The organism is Microbispora bryophytorum (assembly GCF_006874465.1).
GTDB lineage: Bacteria > Actinomycetota > Actinomycetes > Streptosporangiales > Streptosporangiaceae > Microbispora > Microbispora bryophytorum.
The window spans coordinates 221,213-239,283 of record NZ_VIRL01000004.1 but is presented as its reverse complement, the minus strand read 5'-3'; the positions used below and the strand labels follow the sequence as shown (position 1 = coordinate 239,283).

Annotated in this window: 17 protein-coding genes; 3 read left to right on the top strand and 14 right to left on the bottom strand. The window is 72.5% G+C overall.

Annotated features, from left to right (window positions below; translation table 11 throughout):
* Positions 1 to 12: 12 nt before the first annotated feature.
* From FLX07_RS11290 to FLX07_RS11260, 7 genes are all read right to left on the bottom strand, one after another.
* Positions 13 to 1,209, bottom strand: a complete 1,197-nt coding sequence (locus FLX07_RS11290) for an ADP-ribosylglycohydrolase family protein (protein ID WP_142570383.1) — start codon at positions 1,207 to 1,209, stop codon at positions 13 to 15.
* A gap of 35 nt (positions 1,210 to 1,244) precedes the next feature.
* Positions 1,245 to 2,360: an ADP-ribosylglycohydrolase family protein gene (locus FLX07_RS11285; protein ID WP_229689678.1), complete on the bottom strand. Its 1,116-nt coding sequence runs from the start codon at positions 2,358 to 2,360 to the stop codon at positions 1,245 to 1,247.
* Positions 2,361 to 2,411: 51 nt separating this feature from the next.
* A complete protein-coding gene (locus FLX07_RS11280) occupies positions 2,412 to 3,491 on the bottom strand; it encodes an ADP-ribosylglycohydrolase family protein (protein WP_142570380.1) in 1,080 nt (359 codons plus the stop codon).
* On the bottom strand, positions 3,488 to 4,795 hold the full coding sequence (locus FLX07_RS11275) for an ABC transporter substrate-binding protein (protein ID WP_142570378.1): 1,308 nt from the start codon (positions 4,793 to 4,795) through the stop codon (positions 3,488 to 3,490). The genes FLX07_RS11280 and FLX07_RS11275 overlap by 4 nt, the downstream gene beginning before the upstream one ends.
* A 108-nt stretch (positions 4,796 to 4,903) precedes the next feature.
* Entirely contained in the window at positions 4,904 to 5,722 is an 819-nt protein-coding gene (locus FLX07_RS11270) for a carbohydrate ABC transporter permease (RefSeq protein WP_142570375.1), read from the bottom strand.
* A gap of 1 nt (position 5,723) precedes the next feature.
* A complete protein-coding gene (locus FLX07_RS11265; RefSeq protein WP_229689677.1) occupies positions 5,724 to 6,551 on the bottom strand; it encodes a carbohydrate ABC transporter permease in 828 nt (275 codons plus the stop codon).
* Positions 6,552 to 6,649: 98 nt separating this feature from the next.
* Positions 6,650 to 7,693 carry a LacI family DNA-binding transcriptional regulator gene (locus FLX07_RS11260; protein ID WP_142570371.1) on the bottom strand — a complete coding sequence of 348 codons (1,044 nt, stop codon included), beginning with the start codon at positions 7,691 to 7,693 and terminating at the stop codon, positions 6,650 to 6,652.
* A 212-nt stretch (positions 7,694 to 7,905) separates the two neighbouring features.
* Between FLX07_RS11260 and FLX07_RS11255 the strand changes: the two genes are divergently transcribed.
* A complete protein-coding gene (locus FLX07_RS11255) occupies positions 7,906 to 8,784 on the top strand; it encodes a sirohydrochlorin chelatase (RefSeq protein ID WP_142570369.1) in 879 nt (292 codons plus the stop codon).
* Between the two features lie 17 nt (positions 8,785 to 8,801).
* Here FLX07_RS11255 and FLX07_RS11250 read toward each other — a convergent pair whose 3' ends face one another.
* The 5 genes from FLX07_RS11250 to FLX07_RS11230 all read right to left on the bottom strand — a co-directional run bounded on the left by FLX07_RS11250 (position 8,802) and on the right by FLX07_RS11230 (position 11,765).
* Positions 8,802 to 9,413, bottom strand: coding sequence for a TetR/AcrR family transcriptional regulator (locus FLX07_RS11250; protein ID WP_142570367.1), 612 nt, complete (start codon positions 9,411 to 9,413; stop codon positions 8,802 to 8,804).
* Position 9,414: 1 nt separating this feature from the next.
* Positions 9,415 to 9,789, bottom strand: a complete 375-nt coding sequence (locus FLX07_RS11245; RefSeq protein ID WP_142570365.1) for a hypothetical protein — start codon at positions 9,787 to 9,789, stop codon at positions 9,415 to 9,417.
* A gap of 309 nt (positions 9,790 to 10,098) precedes the next feature.
* Complete coding sequence (locus FLX07_RS11240) at positions 10,099 to 10,461, bottom strand: DUF2203 domain-containing protein (RefSeq protein WP_142570363.1); 363 nt, start codon at positions 10,459 to 10,461, stop codon at positions 10,099 to 10,101.
* 34 nt (positions 10,462 to 10,495) lie between these two features.
* Positions 10,496 to 10,867 (bottom strand): VOC family protein, encoded by a 372-nt coding sequence (locus FLX07_RS11235; protein WP_142570361.1) that lies wholly within the window; start codon positions 10,865 to 10,867, stop codon positions 10,496 to 10,498.
* Between the two features lie 10 nt (positions 10,868 to 10,877).
* Complete coding sequence (locus FLX07_RS11230) at positions 10,878 to 11,765, bottom strand: helix-turn-helix transcriptional regulator (RefSeq protein ID WP_167748202.1); 888 nt, start codon at positions 11,763 to 11,765, stop codon at positions 10,878 to 10,880.
* A gap of 102 nt (positions 11,766 to 11,867) precedes the next feature.
* Here FLX07_RS11230 and FLX07_RS11225 point away from each other — a divergent pair, with 102 nt between their 5' ends.
* Positions 11,868 to 13,265 carry an MFS transporter gene (locus FLX07_RS11225; protein ID WP_167748201.1) on the top strand — a complete coding sequence of 466 codons (1,398 nt, stop codon included), beginning with the start codon at positions 11,868 to 11,870 and terminating at the stop codon, positions 13,263 to 13,265.
* A gap of 72 nt (positions 13,266 to 13,337) precedes the next feature.
* Here FLX07_RS11225 and gdhA read toward each other — a convergent pair whose 3' ends face one another.
* Both gdhA and FLX07_RS11215 read right to left on the bottom strand, forming a co-directional pair.
* Positions 13,338 to 14,681: an NADP-specific glutamate dehydrogenase gene (gene gdhA / locus FLX07_RS11220; protein WP_142570357.1), complete on the bottom strand. Its 1,344-nt coding sequence runs from the start codon at positions 14,679 to 14,681 to the stop codon at positions 13,338 to 13,340.
* A 70-nt stretch (positions 14,682 to 14,751) separates the two neighbouring features.
* Complete coding sequence (locus FLX07_RS11215) at positions 14,752 to 15,684, bottom strand: GNAT family N-acetyltransferase (RefSeq protein WP_229689675.1); 933 nt, start codon at positions 15,682 to 15,684, stop codon at positions 14,752 to 14,754.
* A gap of 376 nt (positions 15,685 to 16,060) precedes the next feature.
* Between FLX07_RS11215 and FLX07_RS11210 the strand changes: the two genes are divergently transcribed.
* Entirely contained in the window at positions 16,061 to 17,860 is a 1,800-nt protein-coding gene (locus tag FLX07_RS11210) for a PQQ-dependent sugar dehydrogenase (RefSeq protein WP_142570353.1), read from the top strand.
* The last annotated feature ends 211 nt before the right edge of the window (positions 17,861 to 18,071 follow it).

Below are 18,071 nucleotides of genomic sequence, written 5' to 3'. Positions count from 1 at the left end.
GCGCCGCCGGGGTCATCGGGCGTCCCCTTCTCCGCGCGGCGCGAGCAGGGCGTCGAAGGCGGCCTCGTGCGCGCGGCGGCGCTCCGCGTCGGCCCGGTGGACCCGCCGTGCCACGGCCGCGAGCGCCAGCCCCGGCCCGACCAGGTCCGTGCGGCTGGCCGTCGCGACCTGTTCCAGCCAGTCGGCGGGGACGGCGGCCCGCCCGCCGAGCGCCCCGGCGACGGCGCCGCCCATCGAGGCGATCGAGTCGGCGTCGCGCCCGTAGTTGACGCCGCCGAGCACGGTCTCGCGGTAGTCGCCCTCGGCCATCACCAGGAACGCGAGCGCGAGCGGCAACTCCTCGATGCTGTGCAGCCGGCTCGGCCGCCGCGCCCCGAGACCCTGGTCGCGGTAGGTGTCGGCCACCGTGTCGTACGGCCGGATGGCGGCCCGAAGGGCCTCGAACGAGCCGTCCCAGTGGCCGAGGCCCCGGGCGACCGAGCAGACCGCGTCGATGGCGGCCCGGGTGCCGTCGCGGGCGAGCCGCAGGCAGGTGGCGACCACCGAGTCGGGGGTCGCCCCCGGCCGCATAGCCTCGGCGACCGCCGCCGCGAGCACCCCCGCCGCCTCGCGGCCGTAGCTCGACTGATGCGCCCCGGCCAGGTCGATCGCCTCGGCGTACGCGCCGTCGGGGTCGCCGGCGTTGACGACGCCGACCGGGGCCATGTACATCGCGGCGCCGCAGTTGACGATGTTGCCGACGCCGGCCTCGCGGGGGTCGGCGTGGCCGTAGTGCAGCCGCAGCACGAGCCACTTCTCGGCGAGGAACACCCGGTGGAGCGGCAGCGCCTCGGCCTCCAGCTCGGGGATCCACCGCTTGTCCCCCATCATCTCGGGGACCAGGTGCTCGGCCGCGGCGTAGGCGTCGAGGTGGCCGCCGACGCGCTCGTACACCCGGATGAGGGCGTGCGTCATCAACGTGTCGTCGGTGACGTGGCCGTCCCCCTTGTGGTAGGGCGCGATCGGGCGGGCGTTGCGCCAGTCCTCGTTGAAGGGTGGGACGATGCCGCGGACCCGGCCGCCGTAGCGCTCCTGGATCTGCTCGGGCGTCCAGCCCTCGGTGGCTCCGCCGAGCGCGTCGCCCACCGCGGCGCCCGCCACACATCCGACCGCCTTGTCGGCCAGCACATCGACCGGCGCATCGACCGGCGGGCCCTCCTGCGGCGTCATCCAGTCCTCCCCCTTGTCCCGAGATGTGCCGGGCGTCATGCGAGTCGCCCGGCGATGTCCAGCAGGTCGGCTCCCGCGAGCTCCGGCAGGCAGCAACCGGCCAGGGTGCGGACCCGCTCGCGCCAGGCGGCGGGCAGCGCGTCGTAGCCCGCGGCGCAGCCGAGCAGCGCGCCCGTGAGCGCCGGCGCGGAGTCGGCGACCGGCGCCAGGCAGGCCGCGGCCGAGACGCCCGCGCCGAACGCCTCCGCGCCGACCCTCTCCACGCCGGGCCGCTCCACACCGACCCTCTCCACGCCGGGCCGCTCCACACCGACCCTCTCCACACCGGGCCGCTCCGCACCGAACTCCTCCACGCCGGGCCGCTCCACAGCGACCCTCTCCACACCGGGCGTCCGTCGGGCGGAGGTGACGGCGGCGTCCGCGAGGGCCAGCGCGATCGGCACCGTCTGCGCGGCGGCCACACCGTAGCTGTAGACGTGGTCGAGCACGGCGGCGTCCAGCGCCGGCACGGCGGCGAAGGGCGAGCCCGCCGCCCGCGCCGCCGCGAGCGCCTCGCGCGCCGCGTGCCCGATGGCCGTGTCCGGCGGCAGCGCGCCGAGCGCCGCCTCCACCGCGTCGGCCATCGGAGCGCCGTCCGTCAGCGCCGCGACCGCCCGGGCCGTCGCGACCGCGCCGAGCACGCCGTCCTCCGCGTTGGTGACGCACGCGTCCTCCAACGGGTCCAGCCCGGCCGCGCCGAAGGCGACGGCCCGCACGGCGGCGGCGTCGTCGAAGTGGTGGGGGTTGTCGTGCCCGCTGGCGGGCGGGAGCTTGCCCGCCGCCAGGTTGTCGAGCGCCGCCCACACCGAGATGCGCGCCCGGAAGTCGTCGCGGCCCGCGAGGCGGCCGAACGCCTCCGCCCGGTTCTCCCGGATGGTCAGGGCCGTCCAGGCCAGCCACTCGGCGTCGTCCGACGGGCCGACCGCCAGCGGCGCCACCGGCTGGTTCAGCGCGAACGGCACCGGCAGCGTGGTGACCTGACGCTCCTCGGCGAACGCGTCGAGCTCCCGGTGCAGCCGCCTGGCCCAGCCGGCCAGCAGCGCGGACCGGTGCCGGGCGGCCGGCCACCCGGCCGCGTCGCCGGCGGCGAGACCGGCGAAGGCCCCCCGCACGCGATCGAGCCTGTCCCGCCCGTCCTGCCTGTGCCCCGATGGCATGTGGTCCTACAGTCCCTTCACGATCTCGTCGGCGACGTCGCGGACATCGCGTCCGGCGACCACGGGCAGGCACCGGCCCGCCACCGGGCCGATGCGCTCGGCCCAGCGCGCCGGCACCGCCGCCTCGCCCCGGCCGGCCCCCGCGAGAGCCCCGGCGACGGCGGCGGTGGTGTCGGCGTCCCTGCCGAGGTTGGCCGCGATGACGACCGACGCCTCGACCTCCCCGTCACCCGCCGTGTAGGCGGCGAACGCGAGGGCGACCGCTTCGGGCGCCAGGTCCGTCCACGGGTAGTGCCTGACCACGACCGTGTCGTGCAGAGCACGCCCAAAAGAATCGTGCAGAGCACGCCCAAAGGAATCGTGCAGCCCACAACCGGAGCCGTGCAGAGCACGCCCAAGGGAATCGTGTAGCCCACGACCGGAGGAATCGGGCAGCGCACGTCCCCGGAGGGGGCGGGACGTGCGGGCCACGACGTCGAGCGCGGCGCGAAGGTTGCGGGCCGTCCAGGAGTCCTCCGGAACCGCCCGCAGGGCCGCCCCGGCCACCTCGCCGGGCGGGGCGCCGGTCATCGCGACCGCGACCGCCGCGGCCACCGCCCGGCCGCCGAGTATCCCCTCGCCCGTGTGGCTCACCCGCCCGTCGGCCTCCACCAGCCGCGCCGCCTCGTCCGGGTCGCCCGCCGCGAAGATTCCGTACGGCGCGGCCCGCATGGCCAGGCCGTCGGACCAGCCGTGGGCGTGCCACCGGCCGGTCAGCGGCGGCTCCAGGCCGCGGCGCAGGGCCTCGACGGTGCCGAGCTCGGAGAACCCGGCGCCGCGCATCGGCCCGTCGAGTCGCGCCACGATCTCCTCGCGCCAGGCCCGCGCCACGTCCTCGGAGGTGAGCGCGTGGCCGTGGCGCAGGAGCACGGTGGCGGCGAAGATCGTGTATTCGGTGTCGTCGGTGCCGCCGCGCTCGATCTCGGTCAGCACGCCCCACCGGGCCGCGATCTCCTCCGGAGCGAGGTTCTCCGCGGGGGCGCCCAGGGCGTCGCCGGCGGCGAGTCCGAGCAGACAGCCCCGGGCGCGGTCACGTACGGAGATCAACGGCTGTACCGCTCCAGCACCTTGTTCCCGTCCTCGACGAGTCGCTTGGCCAGCTCGTCCAGGCTGATCTTGTCGGCGAAGTACTCCTGCATCGCCGGCGTGGCCACCTTGCTCTTCCACTCGTCGAACCCGTTCACCTTGAGGAACGGCGCGACGACGAGGTCCTTCGCCGAGGCGGTGGCGACGTCCCACCCGTTCTCCTTCGTGGTGAGCGCGGGATCCTTCGCGGCGGTCGTGCTGGTGGGCAGCAGCCAGTCACCCTTGGCCAGTTTCGCCTGGTTCGGGCCGTTCAGGAAGTACGCGATGAACTTCAGCGCCTCGTCGGGGTGCTTGCTGTCGGCGGCGACCGACAGCGTCTGGGAGACCGCGCCCTGCTGGGAGGTCTGTCCCTTCAGCGGCGGCAGCGTGACCCACTCGAACCCGCTCGGCGCCTGCTCGGCGACCTGCTGGCGCAGGTACACCCCGGCCGGGACGATCGCGTACTTGCCGGCGAAGAAGCCCGGCAGCGGGTCGGCGGTGCCCATGCCGAGCGCGGACGGGTCGGCCGACCTGTCGGTGTAGAGCTGGTCGTGAATGCGCTGGAGCACCTCGCGCTCCTGCGGCCCGACCTTCACCGTGGTCTTGCCGCCCTGGGTGTCGAAGAAGGTGCCGCCGAAGTTGAGCGCCAGGTTCAGCACCTTGTTGACCGGCGACTTCATCGGCCAGGCCACGCCGTACGCGCCCTTCTTGGTGAGCTTCCCGGCCGCGTCGGCGAACTCGTCCCACGTCCACGGGGAGTCCGGGGTGGGCACGCGCACGCCGGCGCCGTCGAGTAGCTTCTTGTTGGCGATGAGCACCTGCGACTCCTGGAGGAACGGCACGCCGTAGACGCCCTGGCCGCTCTTGCCGTCGGAGAAGGTGACCGTGTCCCACGCGGCCTGCGGGATGTCGCCGTTCAGCTCGGCGGGGATCTTGCCGGTGAGGTCGAGCAGGAAGCCCCGCGAGGCGAAGCTCGACAGCGCCGGGGAGTCGTCGTGGATGACGTCCGGCGGATCGCCGGCCTCGAACGACGTCACGAGCTGGTCGTTGACGTTGTCCCAGCTCCCCTGGACGTACTCGACCTGGATCTTCGGATTGGCCGTGTTCCAGTCGGCGACGATCTGCTTGTTGGCCTCGATCGACTCCTTCTGCCAGGCCAGGCTGAGGAAGCGCAGCTTCACCGGCTCCCCGGACGCCGCGTCACCGCCGCCGTCGCCGCCGCCGCTCCCGCACCCGGCGGCGAGCGCGACCGCCGCCACGGCCAGCGCGGCACTCAATCTCTTCATGCCGCCTCCTCGCCTTCGGCTCGGAGCGACATTCGTCGACCGCTGTGTTTCCCGATCAGCTCGCTACGCTCGCTCATTGAGACCTCCTATCAGGTGTCGCCATGCGGGTCAGCCCTTGACGGCCCCGGCCATCAGGCCGGACCGCAGGCGCCGCTGGATGGTGGCGAAGAAGACGAGGCTCGGCACGGTCGCGAGCAGCGACGCCGCCGCCAGCGGCCCGAGCCGGGCGACCCCCTCCGGGCCGACGAAGCGCACCAGCGTCAGCGGAAGGGTCTCCACCCCGGGATCCTTGAGGATCACGAGGGCGAACATGAACTCGTTCCAGGACGAGATGAAGCTGAACAGCAGCGTCGCGACCACGCCGGGCGCGAGCAGCGGCGCGACGACGGCGGCCAGTGCGCGCAGCCGGCCCGCGCCGTCCACGGCCGCCGCCTCCTCCAGCTCGCGCGGCACCGCCCGCACATACCCGCGCAGCATCCACAGCGCGAACGGCATGACGAACGTGACGTGCACGACCGTGAGCCCGGCGAGGGTGTTCACCAGTTCCATCCGCCGCAGCACCATGAACAGCGGAATGATGATCAGGACGACCGGGAAGACCTGGCTGACCAGCACCCAGCCGATCGCGATCTTCCCGGCCACGCCGCGGAACCGGGCCAGCGCGTACGCCGCGGGCAGCGCGAGCGCCACCGTGATCAGGGCGGTGGCGACCGCGACGACGAGGCTGCGCAGCCCGGCGCCGACCAGGTCCTGCTCGGCGAAGGCGTCGGCGAAGTTGGCCAGCGTGGGCCGGCGCGGGATCCAGGTGGGGTCGAGGGCGGCCATCTCCTGCGGCGTCTTCAGCGCCGTGGACAGCAGCCACAGCAGCGGGAACGCCAGGAACACGAGGTATCCCAGCAGGGCGAGGTATTTCAGCGCGCGGGTCATGTCAGTCTCCCTCCCGCGCCTGCCGCCACAGGTACAGGCCCAGCACGGCCAGCACGACGATCGTGATCGCCACGCCGAGCGTCGCGGCGTACCCGAAGAAGCCGTAGCGGAACCCCTCCTCGTAGGCGAACAGCATGGGCAGCCTCGTCCGCCCGCCCGGCCCGCCCTGGGTGAGCACGTAGACCAGGCTGAACTGGTTGATGTTCCAGACGAAGTCGAGCGAGGTGATGGCCACGACGACGGGCCGCAGCTGCGGCAGCGTGACGTTCCAGAACCGCCGCCAGGCGCCCGCGCCGTCGACGCTGACCGCCTCGTAGAGCTCCCTCGGCACGCTCTGCAGGCCGGCGAGCAGCACGACCGTGGTCTGCGGCATGCCGGTCCAGACCCCGACGACGATGACCGCGGGCAGCGCGAGGGAGAAATCGTGCAGCCAGTCGACGTCCGAGCCGAACAGTCCGTTGAGCAGTCCCGCGTCCGGGTGGTAGACCAGCCGCCACATCAGGCCGACCACCACGGGCGGCATGGCCCACGGCACGACCGCCAGCACCCGGGCGACGCCGCGCAGGCGCAGGTCCTGGTTCAGCAGCAGCGCGAGCCCCAGCGAGGCGAGGAACTGCAGCACGGTCACCGACAGGCCCCAGATCATGCCGATCCGGAACGACTCCCAGAAGTCGCCGTCCGACAGCAACTCGGCGAAGTTCTCCAGGCCGACGAACGAGGTCTCGGCATTGCGGCCGGACCGCGCGTCGGTGAAGGCCAGCAGGATGCCGTAGACCAGCGGGCCCACGCTGAAGACCAGCACCGGCACGAGCGCCGGGAGCAGCAGCACGAGCCCGCCCCCGGACCATGGCCCACGACGGGGCCCACGACGGGGCCCACGACGCGGCCCGCCTCCCGAGCGGCCGTACGGCCGCTCGACGAGCGCGGTCACCGGGCACCTCCCGGCGACGCCTCGGGAAGAGTGGTCGAGCCGCGGATCGTGAGGCTCGGCCGCACGACCACCACCCGCGGCTCGCGCGGGCCGTTCTGCAGCCGGTCGAGCAGCAGCCCGGCCGCCGCCCGGCCGCGCTCGGCCGACCCGAGCGAGACGCTGGTCAGCGTCGGCCAGGTCACGGAGGCGAGGTCGGTGTCGTCCATGCCCACCACCGCCACGTCACCCGGGACGTCCCTTCCCTGCTCGCGCAGCACGTCGAGCGCGCCCAGCGCGATGAGGTCGTTTGCGCACATCAGCGCGTCCACGCCGGGCGCGCGCGCCAGCAGCGCCCGCGCGGCACGCGCGCCGCTGTCGCGGTAGAAGTCGCCCACCTCGACGAGGTCCTCGTCGTACGGCAGGTCCAGCGCCTCCAGTGCCTCCCGGTAGGCGGCGGCGCGGGCGGCGCCGGGAACGGTGCCCAGCGGTCCGTTGAGGAAGCCGATGCGCCGCCTTCCGATGGCGTGCAGGTGATCCAGCGCGAGCCGCACGCCGGTTCTGGAGTCGGTCCGCACGTTGTCCACCAGCGCACCGTCCGGCATGTCCTCGGGCAGCGAGCCGATGACGACGACGGGGGCGCGGGCGGCGACGATGGCCTCGACGTGCTCCTCGGTGACGCCGCGCAGCGGGCTGATGATCAGGCCGTCCACGTAGCGCTCGCGCAGCCCGCGCAGCACGCCGAGCTCGTCCTCGGCGTCGCCGTCGGTGGAGTGGATCAGGAGCCGGTAGCCGGCCTCCTTCAGCAGCGGCTGGACCTCGCGCACCATGGCCACGTAGACCGGGTTGCCGATGTCGGCCATCGCGAAGGCGATCTGGTCGGTGCGGCGGTTGCGGAGCGAGCGGGCGACCGAATTGGGGACGTAGCCGAGTTCGTCGGCCGCGCGCATGACGCGCCGCACGGTGTCCTCGCGGGTCGGCAGCCCGTTGAGCACCCGTGACACCGAGGCGATCGACACTCCGGCGCGTTGCGCGATCGTAGTGATCGTGGGACCCTCGGTCACGGCACCTCACTTGGAAGAGAGTGTCCTGTAATCGTTTACCAGCCGGTAATCTGCGACAATCCGTAAACGTTTACGGCCGGATGAGTCCATATCAAAGCGGGTCCCCTGGGGAGCGTCAAGTAACGAACAGGTAAACCGTCTAGATCACCAAGCCGCAACAAGCCGCGCGTTGGTTCTGCTCTTCGACCAGATTCGCCCTAGAATCCGCCGGTGTGAACGAAGGTCACGAGGATCCTCCGAAGCTCCCCACCAGAGAGCGCTCTCCTCGGCCCGGAACCGGCCGCCACCGACGGCCGCTCCCCGCCGACCTGCCGCCCGACGCGCCCGCCCTGGTTCTGGCGGTGCCGGGCAAGGCCGGGGATCCGGTGGGCCCGAGCGATGACGTGGTTGCCATGGAGGTCGCCTCCATCGTCAGGTTCGACAACCCGCAGATCGACCTTCGCATCGTCTCGCTGGCCGACGGCGGCGCCGACCTCACCAAGGAGTTCGCGTCCATCGCCGCCCAGCGTCCCGCGGACGGACCGGCCGCGGTGGTCGTCCCGCTCGTCACCGGGCCCCATCCGCGCGTGCTGCGCGCCGTACGGGACGCCGTGACGCAGAGCGAGGCCGCGGTCCGGGTCACCGAGCCGCTCGGTCCGCATCCGCTGCTGGCCGAGGCCCTGCACGTGCGCCTGGCCGAGGCGGGCCTGGCCCGCGCCGACCGCATGCGCCTGTTCAACGTCTCCTCGCCGGTCGACGGGATCATCGTCGCGACCGCCGGGGGCGACGAGGCCGCCCGGGGCGCCGACGCCACGGCCGTCCTGCTGGCCGCCCGCCTGACGCTCCCCGTCGTCCCCGCCGCGCTGGACGGTCAGCCGAGCGTGCGCGACGCCGCCGAGCGCCTGCGCAACATCGGCGCCAACCGGCTGGCCATGGTGCCGTACGTCATCGGACCCGAGGCCGACCTCGCGCGGATCACGACGGCCGCCGAGTCGATCGGCGCCGGATGCGCCGAACCCCTCGGCGCGCACGAGTCCGTGGCCCGCATGGTGTGCGTGCGGTACGGCGCCGCCTTCGGCGAGTTCGACGGCTTCGACGACCTGTCCGACTAGGTCGTGTCCGACACTCCCTAAGGCCGGTCGCCCTCGCCGGCGGACTGCTCCACACGGGTCGCGCGGTCGAACAGCTCCACGAGTTCGTCCGCGCAGACGCCGGGATCGGAACCGTCGACGACCCGCTCGGCCATCGTGTCGATGGACGCGCGCAGCGCCGCTCCCATCACCGTGCAGTCGAAGCTCCGGAAGGCCCCCGTACGTTGCCCGTCCGCGAACAGGGCCACGAGCCTGGCGATCGCGGCGTCCCGTTCCGCGCCTCCGGCAGGGGCCTTGTTGAAGGCGATCTGCTGCACCGCGCGCACGTGCCCGGGATGGCGGGCGACAAAGGCGATGTTCGACCTGATGAACGCCTCCAGTTGGGCGCGGGCTCCGTGCGCGGCCTGCAACGCCGGTCGCATGAAGGCCGCGGCGTCGGCGACGACCTGCTGGACGACGGCCTCGAACAGCCGGTCCTTGCTGGAGAAGTGGTAGGTGATCAGCCTTTTGCTGCTGAGCCCGGCATGCTCGCAGATGGCCTCGAACGTGGTCTCCGCGTAGCCGCGCTCGGCGAGCACGGCGATCGCGGCCGAGGCGATCTGAGCTCTGCGCGCCTCGGTGGCCGCCTGACGAGTCCCAACGCTTCTCATGTCACCTCAGCTTGCCACCCTTCGGATACGCCGCACGCATCGCGCGCCGGTTGACGATCAGCGCGACGGCGGCGACCAGGACGCCGACGACTCCCTGCTCCGCCTTCATCCACATCGGATAACCGCTGTCGGGCGCGAGCAGGATGAGCACGATGCCGATGGGCGCGGCGATGCTGACGAAGCGGATGCGTACGTACGCGGCCCTCTTGCCACGCGCGGCCTGCCCGGTCAGGGCGACGAGCCAGACGGACGCCGCGGCCACGGCCGCCCCGCGCAGCCACACCACCCAGTTGCCGCCGACGACGGCGGCCACACCGAGTGCGGCGATGGAGATGACGAGGACGGCGACGAACAGCGCCCGCACGACGGGCCACATCGGTTCATTATCCACGTGGGTAAAGTTATCCCCATGGATAACTCACGTGCAAGCCCTGAGGTGCTCCCAGAATCGCGATGACGTACGGAACCGGCGGTCAGCTCCGCACGAGAATCCGGGCACCGGTCAGCTCGGTGCCAGGCGTCGTCGCCAGGGCGGCCGCCGTTTCCGCGGCGGTGAATCCTCGATGGAGGCGGCCGAGATCAGGGGCAGGCGCGGACGTAGCCGCCACGTCAGGGCAGGCGCGTCGTCAGGGAAAAGCGCGGCGGCAGCCGCGAGTCACGGCAGGGGCGCGGCGGCAGCCGCGAGTCACGGCAGGGCGCGGCGGCCGGGGAAGCCTAGGTCGCTGCGGTGGTACCAGCCGAGGGCGGTCTCCCCCTCCAGCCAGCACAGCCGTACGGACACCTCGCCGAGCACGGCGGGGAAGTCCACGAGCAGCGGGGCGACGCCCTTGACCTCGATGTCCTCGGCGTCGAACCAGCTCAGGATCTCGTCCATGCGCGCCTCCAGACCCTTGGCCTCCGGCAGGCCGCCGAGGGGTGAGGCGCCCGCGTGCCGCAGGTCGTGGGTGAGCTCGGCCAGGTCGGCGCGCACGGCGACGAATGCGCGGGCGTGCTCCAGCACCGCCGGCATCAGCGATCTGGCCTCGTCGACCGTGAAGATCCTCGCCACCCTCCGGACGCTACCGCATGGGCCTGCGCGAGGCTCACAGGCGGCGGCGCAGCAGGCAGAACTCGTTGCCCTCCGGGTCGGCGAGCACGTGCCAGTCCTCCTCACCGGTCTGGCCCACGTCGGCTGGTGCGGCGCCGAGCTTGAGCAGACGCTCCAACTCGGCCTCCTGGTCGCGGTCGGTGGGGTTGACGTCGATGTGCAGGCGCAGCTTGCCCCGCTTGGGCTCGGGCACCGGCTCGAAGATGAGCGTCGGCTGCAGGCCACCGAAGCCGGTGCCGGGCGGGCCGATCTCCACCCAGCCGTCCTTCCTCTCGATCACCTCGAAGTCCAGCACCGCGCACCAGAAGGCGGCAAGTCGCTCGGGGTCGTGGCAGTCGACGATGAGTTCACTGATTCGGCAGGCCATGACTGCGGCTTTACCCGCGGACGGGCTCCACATGCAGCGGGCAGTGGACGACCTCCGGATGGGCCGCCAGCCAATCGATGCGCTGCCTGCTCTCGTCGTCCATCGGCGTGTAGACCACGACGCGGGCCTCCGGCGGCGCCGCCAGCGCCATGCTGGTGGACGTCAGGCGGATCAGGCCCACCGCCGAGTGCCTGAACAGCTTCACCCGGACGCCCGGCCTGGCCACCTCGTGCATCGCCCACATCCGGGCGAACTCCGGGCTGGCCGCAGACAGCCGGGAGACGAAGCTCGTCCACGCCGGCTCTCCCACGTGTCTGCCGAAGGTCGCCCGCAGCGTCGCGACCATCTGCGGGAGCTCCTCGTCCCTGTTCACGAGCGGGCAGCAGCAGTCCGGCATGGTGAACACCCGCCACAGGACGTTGCGTTCGAGCCGTGGCCGGTCGACCACGGAGGCGAAGATCGTGCCGTACGCGGCGTTCCCGGCGAGCAGGTCGTATCGCCCGTTGTAGACGCATGCGGGCAGCGGATCGAGCCGGCGCAGGATCGTGTACACCTCGGCGTCGAGGCCCTCCCCGTCGCCCGCCGGGTCGGCGATCTCCGGCAGGTCCGCCAGCCGGTAGAGGTGCTCCCGCTCGGCGGCGTCCAGCCGCAGCGTGCGGGCGACGGCGTCGAGCACCTGCACCGACGCGTTGATGGGGCGGCCCTGCTCCAGCCAGGTGTACCAGGTCACGCCCACGCCCGCGAGCTGGGCGACCTCCTCCCGCCGCAGGCCCGGGGTGCGGCGGCGCAGCCCGGGCGGCAGACCGACGTCCTCGGGCCGGATCCGCTCGCGCCTGCTGCGCAGGAAGGCCGCGAGCTCCTCACGCCTGGTGTTCCTGATACGCGTCCCCGTCGTCACCTCCCCATCCTGGCGGCTGCGCGACCGCGTTGCCAGGTGGTGTCAGTACCAGTATCCGCAGGCTCTCGTTACCCGTACCAGGGCGGCCGCATCGTTGCCTGCATGACCACTGTCACCACCCGCGCGCCGGCCGCGCGGCGAACCTCGCAGACTCTGCTGCTCACCGTCATCCTGGCGGGGCAGTTCATGGCCGTCCTCGACGCCACCATCGTCAACGTCGCCGCGCCGACGATGCGCACCGATCTCGGGGCCACCGGCTCCGGGCTGCAACTCGTCATCTCCGGCTACACCGTCGCGTACGCCATGCTGCTGATCACCGGGGCGCGCCTCGGGGGGCTGCTCGGCTACCGGCGGCTGTTCCTCACCGGGCTCGCGGTGTTCACGGCCGCGTCGCTGATGTGCGGGCTCGCCCCGTCGACCGGCGTGCTGATCGCCTTCCGGCTGGTGCAGGGCGCGGGAGCCGCCCTGATGGTGCCCCAGGTGCTCAGCCTGATCCAGGTCACCTTCGACGGCGCCTCGCGGGGGCGGGCGCTCGGCGTCTACGCCACGGTCATCTCGGTCGGCGCGGTCGTCGGACAGGTGCTCGGCGGGCTGCTGGTGACCGCCGACCTGTTCGGCACGGCCTGGCGGCCGGTCTTCCTGGTCAACGTGCCGATCGGGCTCGCCCTGCTGGCCGTCGGAGCCCGGAGGCTGCCCGCCGCGCACATGCGGCGTGAGCAGGGTTTCGACGTGCCCGGCCTGGTCACCCTGTCGCTCGCGGTCTGCCTGCTGGTCGTGCCGCTCGTGCTCGGGCACGAGGAGGACTGGCCGCTGTGGGGGTGGGTCGCGATGGGCCTGTCGGTTCTCGCGCTCTGCGCGTTCCTGCTCGTGGAGCGGCGTGCGGCGCATCCGCTCGTCCCCGGCCGCCTGCTGCGCGCTCCCGGGGTGGCCGTCGCCGCGGCGGGCATCTTCCTCGTGATGGCGGCGTACGGCGGCTGGCTGTTCGCCATGGCCCTCCACCTGCAGGGCGACCTCGGCGACAGCGCCCTGCGCGCGGGCTGCCTCTTCATCCCCGCGGCCGCCGCGTTCGGGCTGACCAGCCTCAACTGGAAGCGGCTGCCGGCCCGCCTGCACCGGCCGATGATCGTCGTGTCCGCCGTCGTCACCTGCGCGGGCGAGCTGGCCCTGGCGGCGGCGCTGTCCGGCGGCGGCCACGGCGAGCCGCTGCTGGAGATCAGCTTCGCGGCCATCGGTGCAGGCATGGCGGGCACGTTCAGCCCGCTCATGGCGGTGGCGCTGGCCCGGGTCGCGCCCGCCGAGGCGGCCGACGCCAGCGGCCTGCTGGCGATGATGCTCCAGCTCGGCCAGGTCGTCGGCGTGGCCGCCTTCGGCACGCTGTTCCTCAGCCTCGCCCCGTCGGCGCACGCCGCCACGGTGACGTCGCTGTGGCTGGCCGCGGTCTCGCTGGCCGCGGGCGGGTGCGCGCTGCCTCTCCTGCGCACCCGCCGGAACCCGGGATGAGCCCCCGCACAAGCGCCCGCCCGAGCACCGGATGAGCCCGGACGAGCACCGGATGAGCACCCGGGCGGGCGCTCAGATGAGGCCGAGGGCGAGCATCGCGTCCGCCACCCTCCTGAAGCCGTCGATGTTCGCGCCGGCCACGTAGTCGCCCGGCATGCCGTACGTGTCGGCGGTCTCCAGGCAGCGGGCGTGGATGTCGCTCATGATCTCCTGGAGCCGCCGCTCGGAGAACTCGAACGTCCACGAGTCGCGGCTGGCGTTCTGCTGCATCTCCAGTGCGCTGGTGGCCACGCCGCCCGCGTTCGCGGCCTTTCCGGGGCCGAAGGCCACCCCCGCCTCGCGGAACACCCGGATGCCCTCGGGCATGGTGGGCATGTTGGCACCCTCGCCGACAGCGACGCACCCGCCTCGCACGAGTGCCTCGGCGTCCTTGCCGGTGATCTCGTTCTGCGTGGCCGAGGGGAGCGCCACCTCACAGGGCACCTCCCACACGCTGCGCCCGGCGACGTACGCCGCCCCGGCGCCGCGGCGATCGGCGTAGACGCTGAGACGGCGCCGCTCGACCTCCTTGACCTGCTTGAGGAGGTCGAGGTCGATGCCCTTCTCGTCCACCACATAGCCGGAGGAGTCGGAGCAGGCGACGACGACGCCGCCCAGCTCGCTCACCTTCTCTATGGCGTAGACGGCGACATTGCCCGAGCCCGAGACGACCACGCGCCTGCCGTCGAACGACGTGCCCCTCGCCTTGAGCATCTCCTCGACGAAGAACGCGCAGCCGTAGCCGGTGGCCTCGGTGCGGACCTGGGCGCCGCCATAGGCCAGTCCCTTGCCGGTGATGACGCCGGACTCGTACCGGTTGGTGATGCGCTTGTACTGGCCGAACAGGTAGCCGATCTCCCGTCCCCCGACGCCGATGTCCCCCGCGGGCACGTCGGTGTGCTCACCCAGGTGCCGATACAGCTCGGTCATGAAGCTCTGGCAGAAGCGCATGACCTCCCGGTCGGAGCGGCCCTTCGGGTCGAAGTCCGCACCGCCCTTCCCCGCGCCTATCGGCAGGCCGGTCAGGCTGTTCTTGAAGATCTGCTCGACCGCCAGGAACTTGACGATGCCAAGGTAGACGGAGGGGTGGAAGCGCAGCCCGCCCTTGTACGGCCCGAGCGCGCTGTTGAACTCGACCCGGAAGCCGCGGTTGATGTGCACCTCTCCCCGGTCGTCCTCCCAGGGCACTCGGAAGATGATCTGCCGTTCGGGCTCGAAGATCCGCTCGATGATTTTCTGCTCGGCGTACTCGGGGTGCTTGCCGAGCACCGGCCCGATGCTTTCCAGCACCTCCCGTACGGCCTGGTGAAACTCGGTCTCACCCGCATTGCGGCGCAGGACGTTGTCGTAGACCGCCTCGAGCCTCTCGTGCAGCATCAACCACTCCTCAGTGTCTGGTTCCTCCCCATTTCACAGTAGAGATATCCGAGTTGTGAACACCCCCGGCTCAACGCGTGGAACGCACAAAGGCCCGCCATACGTCGATGACGAGCACCGGGCGCATGCCGACCGACCGGTAGAGGCCGAGCGCGGGAGTGGTGTTGTTGCTGTCCACGTGCAGGATCGTGCCCACCCGCCCGCGCCGCTCGTCGGCCTCGAAGGCCCGCGTGAGCAACAGCCGGCCGAGACCGTACCCGCGGAATGCGGGCCGCACCGCCAGTGTGCGGACGTAGCCGCAGTTCTCGTCGGGCACGAAATGGTTGGTGCCGAGCAGCATGGCCGCGGGCTCGCCGTGGACCCGGGCCAGCAGCAGCTGCGTCCAGTCGTTCGCGCTGGACGCCTCCATTTCGCCGGCCCACTCCTCGAACGCCGTCGGCACGAACCCGAAGTGCTCGGCGAACGCCTCCTGCTGGACGGCGTGCGCCGTGCGTCGCGGTTCCTCACCGCCGGGTGCGCCGGTCTCGACCGTGACCCCGGGCAGGAAGAGGGGCCGCACGCCGGCGTGGTCGGTCCGCATGCGGTGGAAACTGGTCGCGGGCGCGAAGCCGTGCTCCTTGGCCGACTCGCGCATGACCGTGTCCTGCTCGTAGACGCTGACGTCGACGACCGCGTGGTCGTGCCCGGCCTCGCGGGCAAGGTCGCCGGCCCGGCCGAGCACCAGGTCCCACATCAGGGCGGCCGCGCCGGGCTCCCGCGCCTGCACGTCGACGTCGACGTTGTCGCTCGCCGCCTTGCGCCTGGCGTAGCCCCAGCACAGGAGCCGCCCGCCCGAGCGGACCACCCAGCTGTCGTGCTCCAGGTCCAGCTCGCCGAGAGTGTCGGCGATGTCGTCAAGCGTCCAGTCGGGCTTGCCGGTCACTTCGATGTCGTGCTCGGCGACCAGTTCGTGGATGGCCGCCGCGTCGGCGAGCGTCGGCCGCCGGATGTCGTAGTCGTTCACGCCACTGTTTGTACGCATCGCGACTTGTGAGCCACTTGCCGATGAATTGGCACGGTGACCGCAGCCCATCTCGCCGCGATCCGGCAGGGCACCGCGGACGCGGCGGCCGATCCTCACGGGCATCCCCCGCGCCCAGACCCGCAACGCGGACGGTTCGCGTGCGGGCCCTCCGGACAAACCCGCTCGCCGGCTCGCCGGTCCACAGCTACGGCCACCGCGACGCGGGGTCTGAAAGTTTCCTCGCCTCGGCCCCGGCGGCGGACGAACGCGCAGGCCGGCGGACGGGCCCACGCCGGGCCGTTTGCCTCGGGCGCGGTGGCCGCTTTCGATGATTGGAGAGCCGGTATGCGGCCCCGTCCCCTCCCGGGAGCACGTGATGCCCAAGCGTCTTTCCGCGGCACTCGCGGCCGTCCTCTGCGTCGTGACCGCCGCCGCGGCGCTCGCCGTGACCCGGCCGGCCCCCGCGACGGCGGCCACCGGCGGGTTCGACTTCACCAGGGCGCAGGTCGCCGTCTCGGGGCTGCGGTCACCCTGGGGAATGGCCTTCCTGCCGGACCGCAGCGCCCTCGTGACCGAACGCACCACGGCACAGATCTGGCGGGTGTATCCGGGATACACCCCTGCACTGGTGACCACCATCCGGAACGTCTACACGGCGGGCGACGGCGGCCTGCTCGGCATCGCCCTGTCCCCCACCTTCACGCAGGACCAGTTGGTCTACGTCTACTTCACCGGCGCCTCCGACAACCGCGTGGTCCGGTTCCGGTGGGGCTACCCCGACGCGCAGCAGGTCGTCCTCGCCGGCATCCCCCGCGGCCAGTCCCGCAACGGCGGACGGATCGCGTTCGGCCCCGACGGCATGCTGTACGTCTCCACCGGCGACGCCGGGAACCCCGGCAACGCGCAGAACCCTGCCACCCTGGGCGGCAAGATCCTGCGCGTGCGGCCCGACGGCACCGTCCCTCCGGACAACCCGTTCGCCGGCTCGCCGGTCTACAGCTACGGCCACCGCAACGTCCAGGGCCTCGCCTGGGACGCGGGCGACCGGCTGTACGCCACGGAGTTCGGCGAGGACGCCTGGGACGAACTGAACGCCATCGTGCCCGGGGGCAACTACGGCTGGCCGGTCTGCCAGGGCGTGTGCGGCGACTCGCGCGTGCGCGACCCGCTCGTGACCTGGCACCCGGCCGAGGCGTCGCCCAGCGGCCTCGCGTACGCCAACGGGACGCTCTTCGCCGCGGCCCTGCGTGGCACGCGGCTGTGGGCGGTGCCGGCCGCGGGCGGCGCCGTGGGCACCCCGGTGACCGAGCTTCAGGGGAGGTACGGACGGCTGCGCACCGTGGCCCTCGGTCCGGACGGCTGGCTGTGGGTGACGACGAGCAACTACGACAGCGGCGGGACTCCGGTCTTCGGCGACGACCGGATCATCCGGATCCCGCCCGTCGGCTCGTGGCCGCCGGCGAGTCCGTCGCCTTCACCGTCGGCCGGTCCGCCGCTGTCACCGTCACCCAGCCCATCGCCCTCGCCGCCCGGCGGCTCCTCACCGTGCCCCTCCCCCTCGCTCAGCCCCTCACCGCCGCCGTCGCCCAGCCCTTCGCCGTCGTTCAGCCCCTCACCGTCACCCAGCCCTTCATCGTCGCCGGGCGCCTCCTCTTCGCCCAGCCCATCACCATCGCCATCATCAAGTCCGTCGCCGTCACCCAGCCCGTCGCCGTCACCCAGCCCGTCACCTTCGCCGAGCCCGTCGCCTTCGGCCAGCGCCTCGCCGTGCCCCTCCCCCACGCCCAGCCCTTCACCATCGCCGTCACCCAGTCCCTCGCCGTCACCCAGTCCGTCACCATCACCTAGTCCGTCGCCGTCCGCGGGTACCCGCTCGTGCGAAGCGACGATCCGGTTCGTCCTCTCGTGGACGGCGGCCTCACGGGGCGAGCTGACGGTGCGGAACACGGGAACGCTGCCCATCTCCTCGTGGATCGTCACCTTCACGGTCCCCAACGGCCTGAGCTACGTGCAGTTGGGGAACGGCGGCTACACCCCGCGGGGAGGCACGGTGACCGTCACCAACCAGCCCTGGAACGGCACGCTGCCGCCGGGCGCGGCGGTGACGATGGACTTCGCGATCGGCTGGTCCGGTGGCACCGTCGAGGTGCCGGTGGCCACCTGCACGGCCGCCTGATTTACCTGTCCGTCCTGTCCGCGCCCGGCGGGGAGACCGGGGAGACGCGGATGCGGGACCCCGGACGGGTCCCGCATGCCGCGCCACGGCGTCACCGTGGCGGCGGAAGCCGCCGGAAAACCTTCCCCTGGCAATGAAATTTTCCCGGCCCTGACCGCCGTCCCCGTCGGTGGCACACGACACAACACGCTGGTCAGCGGGAAACGGCGCG

Bases quoted from the DNA above. Each gene is read 5' to 3' on its own strand.
- FLX07_RS11275 (WP_142570378.1), bottom strand. From the start codon at position 4,795: ATGAAGAGATTGAGTGCCGCGCTGGCCGTGGCGGCGGTCGCGCTCGCC.
- FLX07_RS11290 (WP_142570383.1), bottom strand. From the start codon at position 1,209: ATGACGCCGCAGGAGGGCCCGCCGGTCGATGCGCCGGTCGATGTGCTG.
- FLX07_RS11225 (WP_167748201.1), top strand. From the start codon at position 11,868: ATGACCACTGTCACCACCCGCGCGCCGGCCGCGCGGCGAACCTCGCAG.
- FLX07_RS11270 (WP_142570375.1), bottom strand. From the start codon at position 5,722: ATGACCCGCGCGCTGAAATACCTCGCCCTGCTGGGATACCTCGTGTTC.
- FLX07_RS11250 (WP_142570367.1), bottom strand. From the start codon at position 9,413: ATGAGAAGCGTTGGGACTCGTCAGGCGGCCACCGAGGCGCGCAGAGCT.
- FLX07_RS11210 (WP_142570353.1), top strand. From the start codon at position 16,061: ATGCCCAAGCGTCTTTCCGCGGCACTCGCGGCCGTCCTCTGCGTCGTG.
- FLX07_RS11245 (WP_142570365.1), bottom strand. From the start codon at position 9,789: ATGTGGCCCGTCGTGCGGGCGCTGTTCGTCGCCGTCCTCGTCATCTCC.
- gdhA (WP_142570357.1), bottom strand. From the start codon at position 14,681: ATGCTGCACGAGAGGCTCGAGGCGGTCTACGACAACGTCCTGCGCCGC.
- FLX07_RS11235 (WP_142570361.1), bottom strand. From the start codon at position 10,867: ATGGCCTGCCGAATCAGTGAACTCATCGTCGACTGCCACGACCCCGAG.